At 41.4% G+C, this 15,419-nt stretch carries 11 protein-coding genes; 3 read left to right on the forward strand and 8 right to left on the reverse strand.

Going from position 1 to position 15,419, the window contains the following annotated elements; translation table 11 throughout:
- Positions 1–91 precede the first annotated feature (91 nt).
- Positions 92–3,628, forward strand: a complete 3,537-nt coding sequence (gene metH / locus VB620_RS11440) for a methionine synthase (protein ID WP_323196273.1) — start codon at positions 92–94, stop codon at positions 3,626–3,628.
- Positions 3,629–4,047: 419 nt separating this feature from the next.
- Here metH and VB620_RS11445 read toward each other — a convergent pair whose 3' ends face one another.
- The 5 genes from VB620_RS11445 to VB620_RS11465 form a co-directional block, all read right to left on the reverse strand.
- A complete protein-coding gene (locus tag VB620_RS11445) occupies positions 4,048–4,494 on the reverse strand; it encodes a hypothetical protein (protein WP_323196274.1) in 447 nt (148 codons plus the stop codon).
- A 522-nt stretch (positions 4,495–5,016) separates the two neighbouring features.
- The gene (locus tag VB620_RS11450) at positions 5,017–6,762 is read right to left on the reverse strand and encodes an ATP-binding protein (protein WP_323196275.1); all 1,746 of its coding nucleotides are present in this window, start codon (positions 6,760–6,762) and stop codon (positions 5,017–5,019) included.
- Positions 6,759–7,727, reverse strand: a complete 969-nt coding sequence (locus VB620_RS11455; RefSeq protein WP_323196276.1) for a substrate-binding domain-containing protein — start codon at positions 7,725–7,727, stop codon at positions 6,759–6,761. Before VB620_RS11455 ends, VB620_RS11450 begins: the two co-directional genes overlap by 4 nt.
- 391 nt (positions 7,728–8,118) lie before the next feature.
- A complete protein-coding gene (locus VB620_RS11460) occupies positions 8,119–8,985 on the reverse strand; it encodes a M56 family metallopeptidase (RefSeq protein ID WP_323196277.1) in 867 nt (288 codons plus the stop codon).
- A gap of 2 nt (positions 8,986–8,987) precedes the next feature.
- Positions 8,988–9,407, reverse strand: coding sequence for a BlaI/MecI/CopY family transcriptional regulator (locus tag VB620_RS11465; protein ID WP_323196278.1), 420 nt, complete (start codon positions 9,405–9,407; stop codon positions 8,988–8,990).
- A 278-nt stretch (positions 9,408–9,685) separates the two neighbouring features.
- Here VB620_RS11465 and VB620_RS11470 point away from each other — a divergent pair, with 278 nt between their 5' ends.
- Positions 9,686–10,420 (forward strand): 2-phosphosulfolactate phosphatase family protein, encoded by a 735-nt coding sequence (locus VB620_RS11470; protein ID WP_323196279.1) that lies wholly within the window; start codon positions 9,686–9,688, stop codon positions 10,418–10,420.
- An 81-nt stretch (positions 10,421–10,501) separates the two neighbouring features.
- On the opposite strand, the gene VB620_RS11475 is transcribed toward VB620_RS11470, so the two are convergent.
- The 3 genes from VB620_RS11475 to VB620_RS11485 all read right to left on the reverse strand — a co-directional run bounded on the left by VB620_RS11475 (position 10,502) and on the right by VB620_RS11485 (position 14,862).
- Positions 10,502–11,119, reverse strand: a complete 618-nt coding sequence (locus tag VB620_RS11475) for a DUF3226 domain-containing protein (protein WP_323196280.1) — start codon at positions 11,117–11,119, stop codon at positions 10,502–10,504.
- The gene (locus VB620_RS11480) at positions 11,119–12,207 is read right to left on the reverse strand and encodes an AAA family ATPase (protein ID WP_323196281.1); all 1,089 of its coding nucleotides are present in this window, start codon (positions 12,205–12,207) and stop codon (positions 11,119–11,121) included. Before VB620_RS11480 ends, VB620_RS11475 begins: the two co-directional genes overlap by 1 nt.
- 198 nt (positions 12,208–12,405) lie before the next feature.
- Positions 12,406–14,862, reverse strand: a complete 2,457-nt coding sequence (locus VB620_RS11485) for an ATP-dependent Clp protease ATP-binding subunit (RefSeq protein WP_323196282.1) — start codon at positions 14,860–14,862, stop codon at positions 12,406–12,408.
- Between the two features lie 233 nt (positions 14,863–15,095).
- Between VB620_RS11485 and VB620_RS11490 the strand changes: the two genes are divergently transcribed.
- Positions 15,096–15,392 (forward strand): DUF3288 family protein, encoded by a 297-nt coding sequence (locus tag VB620_RS11490; RefSeq protein WP_323196283.1) that lies wholly within the window; start codon positions 15,096–15,098, stop codon positions 15,390–15,392.
- Positions 15,393–15,419 lie beyond the last annotated feature (27 nt).

A 15,419-nucleotide genomic window follows, 5' to 3' on the forward strand; every position in this document is an offset into this window, starting at 1 on the left:
CTGCGTGAAACAAATCCACCAAACCCTCATAAAACGCAGACAATTTGGGAAAATAATAAAATAGAACACTACAACACCGATGTAGGAAAATATGACTCATCCATTCCTAGAACATCTACATAGTCCAAATCGCCCAGTTCTCGTCTTTGACGGTGCAATGGGAACCAACCTGCAAACCCAAAACCTAACTGCGGCAGATTTCGGCGGTCCACAATACGAAGGTTGCAACGAATACCTTGTCCATACCAACCCCGAAGCCGTAGCCAAAGTTCACCGAGACTTTCTCGCCGCCGGCGCTGATGTCATCGAAACAGACACCTTTGGCGCGACATCCATCGTTTTAGCAGAATATGACCTAGAAGACCAGACCTATTATCTCAACAAAAAAGCCGTAGAAATAGCCAAGCGCGTCGCCGCCGAATTTTCTACCCCAGAAAAACCCCGATTTGTCGCCGGTTCCCTCGGACCCACAACCAAACTTCCCACCTTGGGACACATTGACTTTGATACCCTCAAAACCAACTTCGCCGAACAAGCCGAAGCCCTATTTGATGGTGGTGTGGATTTATTCCTCGTAGAAACTTGCCAAGACGTACTGCAAATTAAAGCCGCCTTGAATGGTATTGAAGAAGTTTTTGCCAAAAAAGGGGAACGCCGCCCCTTAATGGTTTCCGTAACGATGGAAAGCATGGGTACAATGCTTGTCGGTTCAGAAATTAGCGCTGTCCTGACAATATTGGCACCATATCCCATAGATATACTCGGTTTAAACTGTGCCACAGGTCCAGACTTGATGAAACCACATATCAAGTATCTGTCCGAACATTCACCATTCATTGTCTCTTGTATACCCAACGCAGGTTTACCAGAGAACGTCGGCGGACAAGCACATTACCGCCTGACACCAATGGAATTACGCATGGCGTTAATGCACTTTGTTGAAGATTTAGGTGTCCAAGTGATTGGGGGTTGCTGTGGGACACGTCCAGAACACATTCAACAACTAGCAGAAATTTCTAGAACTCTGAAGCCAAAAGTCAGACAGCATAGTTTAGAACCAGCCGCAGCATCAATTTATTCCACTCAACCTTACGACCAAGATAACTCCTTCTTAATTGTCGGTGAACGTCTCAACGCTAGTGGTTCTAAAAAGTGCCGCGATTTGCTGAATGCAGAAGACTGGGATGGCTTAGTGTCCATGGCCAGGGCGCAAGTCAAAGAAGGCGCACACATCCTAGATGTCAACGTCGATTATGTGGGACGGGACGGTGTACGCGATATGCACGAACTGGTTTCGCGCATTGTCAATAATGTCACACTGCCCTTAATGCTGGACTCCACAGAATGGGAGAAAATGGAGGCGGGTTTAAAGGTAGCCGGTGGTAAATGTTTACTGAACTCTACCAACTACGAAGACGGCGAACCACGTTTTCTGAAAGTGCTGGATTTAGCTAAAAAATACGGCGCTGGCATAATCATTGGGACTATCGACGAAGATGGTATGGCAAGGACAGCCGAGAAAAAGTTTCAAATTGCCCAACGCGCCTATCGTCAAGCCGTAGAACATGGTATCCCTGCCACAGAAATATTCTTTGATACCTTAGCCCTACCGATTTCTACAGGCATTGAAGAAGACCGCGCCAATGGTAAAGCCACCATTGAGTCAATTCGGCGGATTCGCCAGGAATTACCCGGATGTCATGTAATTTTGGGTGTATCTAATATTTCCTTTGGTTTGAACCCCGCATCACGAGTTGTACTCAACTCCATGTTTTTGCATGAAGCAACAACAGCCGGAATGGATGCCGCCATTGTCAGTGCTAACAAAATTTTACCCTTATCTAAAATTGAAGACAAGTATCAAAAAGTTTGTCTCGACCTCATTTATGACAGGCGCAAATTTGATGGTGATGTCTGCGTTTATGATCCTTTAGGAGAACTTACCACCTTATTTGAAGGGGTAACCACCAAACGCGATAAAGGTGTTGATGAAAGTCTACCCCTAGAAGAACGCCTCAAGCGCCATATCATCGACGGCGAACGCATTGGTTTAGAAAAACTCCTGACACAGGCTTTAGAACAATATCCCCCCTTACAGATTATCAATACCTTCCTGTTGGATGGCATGAAAGTAGTCGGGGAATTATTTGGTTCAGGACAAATGCAACTACCCTTTGTATTGCAGTCTGCGGAAACCATGAAAACGGCGGTTGCATATCTGGAACCATTCATGGAAAAGTCAGAAACTGACAACAATGGCAAGGGAATCTTTATCATTGCCACCGTTAAAGGTGATGTCCATGATATTGGTAAAAACTTGGTGGATATTATCTTAACTAACAATGGCTACAAGGTGATTAACCTGGGCATTAAGCAGCCAGTGGAAAATATTATCCAAGCCTACGAACAGTACAAACCTGATTGTATTGCCATGAGTGGGTTGTTGGTGAAGTCCACCGCCTTTATGAAAGACAATTTGGAGACATTTAACGAAAAGGGAATTAGTGTTCCTGTAATTTTAGGTGGTGCGGCGCTAACGCCTAAGTTTGTGCATCAAGATTGCCAAAACACCTATAAGGGTAAGGTGGTTTATGGTAAGGATGCTTTTTCGGATTTACACTTCATGGATAAATTAATGCCGGCGAAGGCTGGTGATAACTGGGATGATTTCCAGGGATTTTTGGATGAAGTGGCAGAAGAAGCCGAAATTACTAGTGAAACATCACCAGTAGTGAAGGAAGAAGCCTCCACTCCCCAATCTCCAGCCCCCATTGATACTCGCCGTTCCGAAGCTGTAGCTGTAGATATCCAACGTCCCACACCGCCTTTCTGGGGAACTCAGCTATTAAAGCCTAGCGATATTCCCATTGAGGAAATACTTTGGCATTTGGATTTGCAAGCTTTGATTGCTGGACAATGGCAATTCCGCAAGCCAAAGGAACAGTCTAAGGAGGAGTATCAGGCTTTCTTGGCTGAGACGGTTTATCCGATTTTGGAGACTTGGAAGCAAAGAGTTATTAAGGAGAATCTCTTGCATCCCCAGGTAATTTACGGGTATTTCCCCTGTCAGTCTGAGGGGAATACTTTGTATATTTATGATCCAAACCACCCAGGCGCAGAGAACGCAGAGATCAGAACCAGTTTTGAGTTTCCTCGGCAGAGGTCTTTGAGGAGGTTGTGTATTGCAGATTACTTTGCGCCCAAGGATTCGGGGGTAATTGATGTGTTCCCGATGCAGGCGGTGACTGTGGGGGAAATTGCCACGGAGTTTGCTCAAAAGTTATTTGCTGATAATCAATACACTGATTACCTGTATTTCCACGGTTTGGCGGTGCAGGTAGCTGAGGCTTTGGCGGAATGGACTCACGCCAGGATTCGCCGGGAATTGGGTTTTGCTGCTGATGAACCGGATAATATTCGGGATATGTTGGCGCAGCGTTATCAAGGTTCGCGGTATAGTTTTGGCTATCCTGCTTGTCCGAATATTCAGGATCAGTACAAGCAGTTGGAGTTGTTGCAGACTAACAGAATTAATCTGTATATGGATGAAAGTGAGCAGATTTATCCAGAACAATCGACAACGGCGATTATTGCTTATCACCCTGTAGCTAAGTACTTCAGTGCTTAGGTATTACTGAAACCTAGATTTATAGAGGCGTTCCAGGGAACGTCTCTACTGGTAGAAATTTGTGCAAAACTCCATAACAATTCCTTGATAAAGCTGCACTATCTATTTGGGACTGTCCATAATTACGCTCTAAAATCTGAAGGTTTGGATTCTGAGCTACTTAGACTTTGAGGGTGGTGATTACTGTGTGACAGGTGTACCATTAAGAGTCATAACAGGATCGCCATCACAAAGACTAATATCAGCTTGCCAACGAGAGGGGAAATTTGGATCAATGAATGTGATTTCAAAATTCCCCCAATGATGGGTAGGTTTACTATCAGCCCCTTCTCTATAGAACCCATTTGATATCTATGCCTGAGCTAACCGCTTAAGCATGAGTCGAATAAAACAAAGATTAACTTTGGCAGTCGCATTAGCTAAAGTTCTCTCAAAGTTTTTGACTTACCGAAGGCTCCGATGCCATATCGACATGGAGCGTTTGAACAGTTAGGCATTATCACTCTGATTGTGAAACGAGCATTCCAACGCGGTGTAAATCTAACAAGGGGAGTGTCATCTCTTTGAAGGTCAGAAGAGATAAGATTGCCGTTGTCGTCGTAAACCTTTAAGTCAATATCCCGGCAATCGCTATCGCAAGCACCTACAATTGCGTAACTGACATTCCCCCTTAAATTTAAGGTAATATCGTTCTCTCCTCCATTACCTAAGTCACCGATAAAAGGGTCGTGAGTTAGACTATATCCACCAAAACCAGCGGCTAGAGCAGCTTTAATCAATTGACTACGGACTTGATCAGTCCATCGATCAGCACGAGCCAAATTCGCAGTCAATATGATATAACTTGTTAAAACAGAAATTATCAAGATGTACCTTCCCAAGACATCCCGGCTAGTAAAACTATTCCTCACAAGAAACCTCTCTGTAATTATAATCTTGAGTCGAAAAGATTTAGATTTTCGTAATTGGTTTAGCTATGGATATTATTTTATACAAAAACAGCAATACAATATACCTTTTACATAATTATTTTATGGTATGGCAAATATTTTTAGCTTGATTTAATTTAACTCACTTGTCTTAGCTCGACTTTATCCAAAATTAAGAACTCGGTTTCCCTCTCTGGCAAAAATCCTGGCTTCTTGGCAAATACTTTTTTCATATCACTGATTCTCGATGAAATCAAAAAATTAGAACACTTACCGCACAAAGGTTTCAGGGATAGCAATCGCGTTGCGAAAAAAATGGATAAAGTCGAGCTTAGAGAATGTTTGAAAAGTCGTAAAAGGTGTAAAAAAACTTTCTCAGTATAAGCTCTGAATAGATAAGGGTGATTGTTAGTGCTGAAGCAAAATGTTCAGAGAACTTAGCGCACGCGCAGCTTACTTTTATGTTTCCGCTAAAAGTGCTGTTTCTTTTCCTTGCTGACGCGGAGGAATATTAATGGAAAATTTAGTACCTTGACCTATTTCTGAATCACAGCTTAAAAGACCAGAGTGCTTTTGGACAATAATCTGATAGCTAATAGATAAACCTAAGCCTGTACCTTGACCAATGGGTTTAGTGGTGAAGAATGGGTCAAATAACTTTTGCTTGGTCTGTTCAGTCATCCCTGGACCATTATCTGTAATTTCTATCAGCACCCGGTTATCTTTGGTAACTGCGGTACTAATGAGGATTTGAGCGCTATTATTCTGAATTGCTTGTGGCGATCGCATCGCTGTTTGCTGATTATTATGATAATCTAATGCATCAATCGCATTATTCATAATATTCATAAATACTTGATTTAACTGCCCAGGATAACACTCTACTAAAGGTAAATTGCCATAATTTTTAATAATTTTAATTTCTGGATGTTCTGGCTTTGCCTTCAGACGATTTTGCAAAATCAGCAATGTACTTTCAATTCCTTCGTGAATATCGACTTCTTTCATATCTGATTCATCCAATCGGGAAAAGTTACGTAAAGATAAAACAATTTCCCGAATTCTTTGCGCTCCCATTTTCATAGAACGCAGAGTTTTTGGTAAATCATTCAACACAAACTCTAAGTCCATGTCTTCAATTTTTTCTTGAATTTTTTCTCCATGATCAGGAAAAGTTTCTTGGTATAAACTTAATAATGCCAAAATTTCTTGACAATATTCAGAAGCATGGATAACGTTACCAGAAATAAAATTAACTGGGTTATTAATTTCATGGGCGACCCCAGCGACTAATTGACCCAAGCTAGACATTTTTTCTGTCTGAATCAATTGCAATTGTGTATTTTGGAGTTCTGTTAAAGTTTGTTGAAGTTCTAATTCTGCCTGTTTCCGCTCAGTAATTTCCACTTCTAAACGTTGATTCATTACAGTCAATTCTGTATTTTTTAACAGTGTTTCACGAGATTCTTTTAAATTGATGGCCATATAGTTAAATGCTTTCGCTAGGTCTTCTATTTCATCACCTGTGCTAATATTCAAACGATAGTTTAAATTCCCGGCAGCAATTTCTGCTGTGCCAAATTGCAATTTCTGTAAATATTTAACTCTTGGTCGCCAAATTATAAAAAATTTCCCTATAAAGATAATTATAATCACAAAAACAATTAAAAAAGACATAATTGTTTGTAGTGTATATAGATTGTCTAATTCTTTTTGTATAAGGATATTTTGCTGATCAGCACGTTTAACTATATCCGAAAGAAATAATTCAATATCACGGTTAAAAGAATTAATCGCGCGAAAATACTGCTGAGAATCTTCCAGAGAATTTGTAATGGAATTTGATTTAGTTAGGTCATTAGTCATCTTATTGAGAAATTGGTGACGACGACGAACTACAGCTATTTCTGGAGAATCTTCTAGTAAATTTTCTAACCGATCTAGAGATTTGATAAAGGTCTTTTCAGACTTTTCTATGTCTGTATCTTCAGTTTGTAATAGAATTACATCCTTGAGTCCTATAATTTGCCGCTTTAAAGCATTTTCTGCTTCCAGCGCCACTTTGACTATTTCTGCACTTTTTTGGCTTTTATCACGGATGTTTTGTCTAATTTGCTGAGTCAGCATAGTTTTCCCAAACATGATCGCTACTATAAATCCCACGGTCAATGCAGAAGCTATAAGAAATTTTGTCGAAATTTTCATTTTTCTGACGTGGAAATTAAATTAAGTTCTTCGCGGATTTTCTGAATTGGTGCATAATCGGAAGGTATAACTAAGGTATATCCAGCAGACTCAGTTCCCACAATATCTTCAATACCATCTGGGCTACTAACAAAAGCTTTTTTCAGTTGTTGAATTAACTCAGAAGATAGTTTTCGAGACATTACTATGGGGGAATGAGGTATGGGTGCAGATTCCCAGATAATTCTAGAATTTTCAGGTGTGAGTTTACCCTTATTTTGCTGTTTTAAATAAGAGTCAATATTAGTAACAGCAGCATCAACAATACCGTCTTCTAAGGCTCCCATACTCTTGCTATGACTACCTGCAAACAGGACTTGAGCAAAATCTCGATAAGGGTTAATTTCTAGTTTTTTTAAAGTTGCTGCTGGCATCAAATACCCAGAAGTGGATGATTTATCTACAAAAGCAACGCGCTTGCCTTTGAGGTCTTGGATAGTTTGTATCGGGCTGTCTGCTTTGACTATAATACATGATCGATACCAAGGTTGCCCTGTTTCTTTATCGATAGGTGCAACTAAAGGTTCAACCTTAGCGCCCTTCTCTAGAGCTTCTAGATAGGTAACTGGTCCTAAATAAGCTAAATCCAGTTTATTTTGCACCAACCAATCAACGACTTCCTGATAATTTTGGGCAATTTGAAAATCAACTTGCCTTCCTAGTGATTTTTCTAAGTATTCGTCTAGGGGTTTAATCATTTTTTCTTGTTCTATGCGACTTTGGGTAGGTAGTATACCGATTGTTAAGGGAGATAAATTATCTGTGCTACTAACTCCACTGTCGAAAATAGACTGATAGTTGCTAAATATGTTTGTGGTACAACCTGCACTCAAGAATGCAAAAACCACTGCTAAAGTGAGAAATTTACTTTTTTTGAAGAAGTTATTTCTAGGGATTTTTTGCTGGATACCTACACATTTTTTCATAAAGTCAATTACAAATATATAGCGACAAAAGTCAATGACCCATGAGGGTAGCAAGACAGTCTTTAGTCAGTTTATTATTCCCTAAAAAAATGTAAAAGTTAAAACTATTAAGGAGTTTCTGGAAAGTTAATATGCAGAGATATTTAGATTTAAGAAATTATCTGTGGCGATTAGAAGTCCCACATAGATAGACGAAACCCGCACTTCGACAAGTGTTACAGTGAGCTTGCCGAACTGCTGAGTGACCACCTGTGCGGGTTTAAAATGTTGATTTTTCCTTAGTTCAGTTGGTTGAATTTCTGTACGAGAAGCTGGTACTGGTCATGGTTGTATAGCAGCCTACAGCCTGGGGCATCGAGGCTCTATTATATTGTGCTAATTCCATAGCTGGTTAAGTATGAAATATGACGGTCAGTAGGGGTAGAAATGCTAGTAAGAAATTATTCCAAGAATGACTTTTGATTTCTGGGGTGGGTTCTGGTGGTGCTAATAAAGCTTCTATTCTCTGTTCTAAGCGTAGCTTGCCGCCGTAGGCATCGCCGCCACTAGCCCCTAAAGCTGCACAGCAAATTGCTGATGATATAGATGATACACTGTTTTTGCTGACTACCATCAGTAATGATTCCGCCAATAGCAAGGGGTCTACCTGTGATGCAGCGTAACTGTCAGCCCGTAATTCTCGCAATGCTAGGAGTTCCTCCCACAAGGCATTTGTATTGGGTAACCAACTGGTACTGGCGCGAACCCAACCTAGCCAGAAAAACCAAAATGTGTCTCGGTAATGGTAGTGTCCTTGTTCATGTGCTAAGACACTATTGAGGTGGGCGGGAGAGAGGGTTTGCAGTAATCCTTGGCTAACTACTAGTTCTGGATGCCAAAAGCCTATTTGACCTGCAAAGGGCGCGTCTGTGTTAAGTAGGCGAATTTGTTTACCGTGAATATCTACTAGGGGGGATTTACGGGCTGATTCCACTGATTGGTAACCTTGAAAGGCTAGGGTAATGCATAAAATGGCAAAAAATCCCAGCAAAATTAATGCTAGTTCGTAACTCCACCACTCAGTATTTATTCCGCCCATTTTACCTTGAGGTCCCATGAATAGGACTGCGATCGCCGTCATGAAAATTAATAATGGGGGGAAGAGAAATAAAAATAGCGATCGCCGCCATCGGAGATTCCAGTTACCTTGGAGATGATTCCCAGAGTGTCTTAAACTCCAAGCAACTGTGATAGCAGTTAAAATCATCATCAAATGCATGATTATTGTTCCTCCCTGGCTTGGCGTGCGGCTTGAATGCGTTTGGCGATCGCTTCTAGTTGATCGCTAGCAGCTGCATCTAGACTATCAGCAAAGGCGGCGATTACGTCGGGATTACCTACGGCGAGAAATTTTTGTAACTGGTCATGGGCTTTGATTACCTGTGCTTGCTGCTTTGTCAGCTGGGGTTGCCAATAAAATGCTCTGCCTTGTTTGTTACAGGCTAGCCAACCTTTATCAGTGAGACGACGTAAAACTGTAGTTACAGAAGTATAAGCTAGTTCGCGGTTGGGGTCTGACAGGATGCGATCGTGTACATCTTTAACTGTCGCTGAACCCAGTTCCCAGATTATATTCAAAATTTCTGCTTCCAAGGGGCCTACAGACATTTGTTTGGGGCGGTATTCGGGTAAAGGTGCCATATTTATTTGGTAAGGAATTTTAGAGATGGAATAAGCAGATGGCAAAGATTCCTTCTCTATATTGCCAAGTAGCTGAGGATTAAAACCGTTTGTGCTGGGATTTATTCTGTTTTCAGATTACCTTTGTTTGCCTTTCTTGATCTCGGCTGGGTAATCATATATAAAAAATACTCTGGGCTGATGATAAGAAATACTCAGAATTTAACTGTGATTATGGTGAATGACACCCATTAGAATGTAATCTCGGCAGTAGTATTTAGAGCAGGTTTATCTACCGCGTGAAGCTATTCATCTACCACACTCCGGAATTGACTCCCATCGGCGAAACTCCAGACTGCGCGATCGCAGTTGATGTTTTGCGAGCTACTAGCACTATAGCTACTGTTTTGGCATCTGGTGGCGAAGCTGTGCAAGTCTTCAGTGATTTAGAACAACTGGTTGCTGTCAGTGAAAAATGGCCTCCAGAAAAACGACTCCGAGCCGGAGAACGCGGTGGTGCTAAAGTCGCTGGTTTTGACTTGGGTAACTCTCCTCTAGACTGCACAAGGGAAGTAGTCGAGGGGCGACGATTATTTATTAGTACCACCAATGGCACTCGCGCTTTACAACGGATAGAACAGTCCCCAAGTGTACTGGCCGCAGCTTTGATTAATCGGGCGGCGGTGGTGCAATTTCTTCTGGATAAACAACCAGAGACTGTGTGGATTGTCGGTTCTGGCTGGGAAGGAACGTTTTCTTTAGAAGATACAGTTTGTGCTGGGGCGATCGCTCATAGTCTGGTAGAGAAGTCCCAATTTTCTCCAGTGGAATTAGCTGGTAATGATGAAGTAATTAGTGCGATCGCGCTTTACTCACAATGGCAAAATGACCTATTGGGATTATTCCACCAAGCTAGTCACGGCCAACGGTTATTACGTCTGGAATCACACGAAGATTTAGAATATTGCGCTCAAACCGATATTTTAGATGTCTTGCCCATACAGCAAGAACTGGGGGTTTTGAAAAGTCAGTAACTAAAAAATTCTTTTTCTGTTTGAAGATGCCCTTTTCTAGATTATAATCTGGAAAGGGGTATACTTGCTAAATTTCATCTTTTATAAAGCTTGTAAGAATTGCTTCATAGCATCAAATGCAGGGCTATCCCACGGTAAATAACCTGCCTTTGCTGCTTCTCCTAAACGTTTATCTGGTTCTATTTGCGACGATAACCAAGCACGTATACGTGCTTTTGAGATATCTTTAGGTTTGGGTTGTCGTTGTGCTGTATTGTAAACACAATGAAAGTAATCGTCTATGCATTGTATAGCTTGATCTGTTTTTATCGCTTCTAAGCAGACATCTTCAAGCATTCCGCTATCTTGATATTCTGGAAGAATTAATATGCTGACTTTGGGACTATCCCCTACAATTTCTTTTGGGTAGTTTGGTACAGGTAATTTGGCATTTTTTAAAGAGCCGCATATACTATCAAATGCACTTTTTGTAGACTCATCTGCATCCCTTGTGATACCCAGAGAAACAATGTCTCTAAAACCAGGGCGCAAAAATAGTTGTTTCAAATAATTGCCCAGTGCTTGCTTACCTCCATATTGTTCTACCTGAATATCAGTAATGTTGAGATGCTTTAGTAAGGCATTAAAAAACAATACTTCCTCAGAACCTTCACCAATAAGTAATTTTGGTCTTGATAATTCTAGAGATTTGCTAGACATCAGCGAATCTCCCAGTCAAATTCTTCTGAAGTTTCTAAGGCTTCTTTATCGTATGTGAATGCTTGAATTTTATCTTTGACTCTTTCAAGTCGATGGTAACGAAAATCATATTTCTCGCTATTATCAAATGCTTCATGAGCTGCAATAATACATTCCCGACTATGGGTAGTGGCAAATATTTGTACATCTGCTCGTCGAGCAGCATCAGCTATGGCTCTCCAGACATCAGTTAAAACTGAGTGATGTAAGCCATTTTCAATCTCGTCAATTAAAATAGTCCCGCCTTTAGCATTAGCTATTGCCAATACAATTGAGAGCAAACGCCTCATTCCTTCTCCCATAAGTGGTAATGGAACTAATTCACGCATACCTATATCACCATTGATTATTGGTTCACGCTTAATGACCAGCAAACTCAAGCGGCGCAAACGAGGCTCTAATAACTGGAGTGTTTCTAAAACTTCATTTTGCCTTCCAATTCGTTCTAAATGGCTAAAACGTTCAGCGTCTTCTATTGGTGAGCTTGTACTAGTTGTAAGATAGATACCTAAAGGGAATTTTTCTCGCCGATAACGCGTACCCAGGAATTTACTACCATCGGCTCTTAAAGAAATGCGTAAGGGATTTATTTCATTGGGATCTTGGTACTCCCAATCTAAGCTAGAGTATGGTCTGACCTCTGTTGTGAGTGATTCATCAACTTTGGAACTGGTATTATGATAATTTAAAAGAGATAAATCATCTATTTGCTCTTCTTCTGATTCAAGAAGAAAAATTTTCAAAATTCGTTGTAAATTATTTGCGTCTAAATCAATAATTTCAATTACTTTGTCAATATCTTGGTTGAAGAAAAAACCTCTAATTTCTTCAATGTCTTCAAATTTAATTCCTCCTCTGGGAATACCCCGCAGGCGATTAACCTGAAATAATGATTCAGGATTACTGGGGTTAATAAACATAAAAATAGCTTCTAAAAGAGATGTTTTACCAACATTATTTTTTCCTGCGATTAAGTTTACTCGTTCCAGTGGCTCAAGAGTTAAGTTCTGGAAGCAACGAAAGTTTTTTAGTGTCAATGAGCGCAACATGATTTAATTTATCGCCTCAGCAAAAGCTTATTACTCTTAACAGCTTATCTTCTCTGTCATCTAACAGTTAATTTTCATAGGATAATTTTTGAAGAAGTCTTTTGACAAGCACTTAAGAATCACATCCTCAATATAAAAAAATCCCCTAGTATGACTACCAGGGGTAAAAACTTCTAATTAAGTAACTTGATTAAAATACTAGCCAGCATTAGCCATCAGTAACTCTCGCTTTTCTGTGCCATGTATGATTACCTGATTGTCATCATCAACATCCACAGTAGCTACGACTCCATCAGTCACTTCACCAGAAAGCATGGCTTCAGCTAGAGGATCTTCTAGCAAGCGCATAATTGCCCGGCGTAACGGTCTAGCACCATAACTGGGGTTATAGCCTTCTTCTACTACCCGCTCTTTAAAGCGTTCTGTAACTTCTAAAGTAATGCCCTTTTCAGTCAAGCGGCCTGCAAGTTCTTTAAGCAGGATATCAGCAATTTGCTTGACCTCATCCTTCGCCAACTGGGTAAAGACGATAATATCATCCAAGCGGTTGAGGAATTCCGGACGGAAGTAAGCCTTCATTTCCTCATTTACTAGGGTACGAATACGGTTATAGCTAGCATCGGCTGCTGTCTCGAAGTCAAAGCCTAAACCACCGCCACCTTTTTCAATTACCTTGGAACCAATGTTGGAAGTGAGAATAATTAGCGTATTCTTGAAGTCCACTTTCCGACCTTTAGCATCGGTTAGATGTCCATCATCCAACAGTTGCAGCAACATATTAAACACATCGGGGTGCGCTTTTTCGATTTCGTCGAATAGTAGCACTGAGTAGGGTTTGCGGCGTACTGCTTCTGTAAGTTGACCGCCTTCGTCGTATCCTACGTAACCAGGAGGTGAACCAATGAGTTTGGAAACTGTGTGTCCTTCCATGTATTCGGACATATCGAAGCGAATCAATGATTCTTCGCTGCTGAAGAAGTATGAAGCTAAGGATTTCGCTAACTCTGTTTTACCAACTCCGGTGGGGCCAGAGAAAATAAAACTCGCAATGGGGCGATTGGGATTTTTTAACCCGACTCTGGCGCGACGAATGGCACGAGATACGGCTGTAACTGCTTGTTCTTGACCAATTAATCGCTCGTGCAGTGTGTCTTCTAGGTGTAGCAGCAGTTCTGACTCTGATTCGGTGAGTTTGTTAACTGGTACACCTGTCCAAGAAGCGACAATTTGAGCAATGTCTTCTTCATCTACAACGGGTGAGTTGACAGGTTTCTCTGTTTGTACTTCCGGATGTAGGTCGGCTGTGAGTTTCATTTCCTCGTCGCGCAGTTCTCCAGCTTTGTCAAAGTTCTGAAGTCTGACGGCTTCCTCTTTGGCTTTAGTTACACCAGCTAATTGCTGTTTGAGTTCTTTATTGGTAGAAGTCCGGGAATTCCGCAAGCGCACACGAGAACCAGCTTCATCAATCAGGTCAATGGCTTTATCTGGTAAAAAGCGATCGCTGATGTAACGATCTGACAACTCGGCGGCGGCGACCACAGCTTCATCAGAGATATGTACTTTATGGTGTTGCTCATAAGCGCCCCGCAAGCCGTAGAGAATCTCAATGGTTTCTTGGATTGAGGGTTCTCCTACCAAAACTGATTGGAAACGACGCTCTAAAGCCGCATCACGCTCAATATACTGACGATACTCATTCAGAGTGGTTGCACCAATACATTGGAGTTCACCACGCGCCAAGGCAGGTTTGAGGATATTGGCTGCATCTAAGCCGCCTTCTGTCCCACCAGCCCCAACTAAGGTGTGAACTTCGTCAATGACTAGAATGATATTGCCCGCAGAACGGACTTCTTCAACTACTTTCTTGATGCGTTCTTCAAAGTCACCACGAAAACGGGTTCCAGATATCAGTAGTCCCATATCTAAGCTGATCACTTGCTTATCTAGCAGGACTTCTGGCGCATCTTGATTAACAATCCGTTGCGCTAAACCTTCGGCGATCGCAGTTTTACCAACTCCTGGTTCACCGATTAACACTGGATTATTCTTTGTCCGACGACCAAGAATTTGAATTGTCCGCTCAATTTCTTTGGCTCGACCAACTACAGGGTCAAGCTTACCCTCTTGGGCTAATTTCGTGAGATTTCTGCCAAATTCTTCCAGGCTGAGGTTTTGGCTGCGCTGGGAACTACTACCACCTGCACTGGCAAAAACAGTTCCACCTTCACCTAAACGGCGGATGACATTTGTGCGGACATTCTTCAGGTCAACCCCTAGATTTTGCAGGACTTTAGCGGCGACACCTTCACCAGCCTCAGTCAATCCCAAGAGTAAGTGTTCTGTATTTATGTAGTTATGTCCGAGACTATTGGCTTCTCTAAAGGATTGCTCAAATAAGCTTTTCACTTTAGGCGTAAAAGGGATTTCTGGTGGTACAAAACCAGAACCTCTACCGATAATTTTTTCGACTTCGCGGCGTGCTTCCTTGAGAGTAACGCCCAATTCGGCTAGCACTTTAGCAGCAACCCCAGTTCCTTCCCCGATTAGACCCAGGAGGATTTGTTCTGTTCCTACGAAATTGTGTCCCAGGCGACGTGCTTCCTCCTGGGCTAACATAATTACTTTAATGGCTTCGGAAGTGAAGTGTTCAAACATAGTGGATTCTTGCTCCCTTGCTGCTTTGGGCTTTGGGTGAGCTAAATATTCACCCTTATTTAAACTTTTTTGTATTTTCTTAAAGATAATGTATCTTTATTTAAAGTTGCATGGCAGTGGTGAGAGCCGTATGGGGCGAGGTGTGGTTGCCGTCATGATTAATTATGAGGGAATGGAAACATTGTTGCATCTAGACTAGGGATGAATTTATCATCAAAACAGAGGTATAAATTATGTCTGAATTACAGGGTAATAAAGATCAACAACATCCTCTTTATAACCGCGATCGCCCCTCTATTCATATTTTACTCGCTCAAGAGCCAACAAACTACCATTTAGCAGAATTAGCTAGATTAAGAATTCGTTATCAAGGCTTTCCCGGAGCCAGAGATATTCAACAAGACCTGGATAAAGTCTTGCAGCAGTGGGGTTTGACGGAAGCGGAACTGTTTGAGAAAACTCGTCAGCTTCATGATGCAGGGGGAATTTATCAAAGTCGGGGTAAAAAAGAAGAGGAAGATTGGAATTAGTCATTGGTCATTGGTCATTGGTCATTG

This window comes from Nodularia harveyana UHCC-0300 (assembly GCF_034931085.1).
Classification (GTDB): Bacteria; Cyanobacteriota; Cyanobacteriia; order Cyanobacteriales; family Nostocaceae; genus Nodularia; species Nodularia harveyana.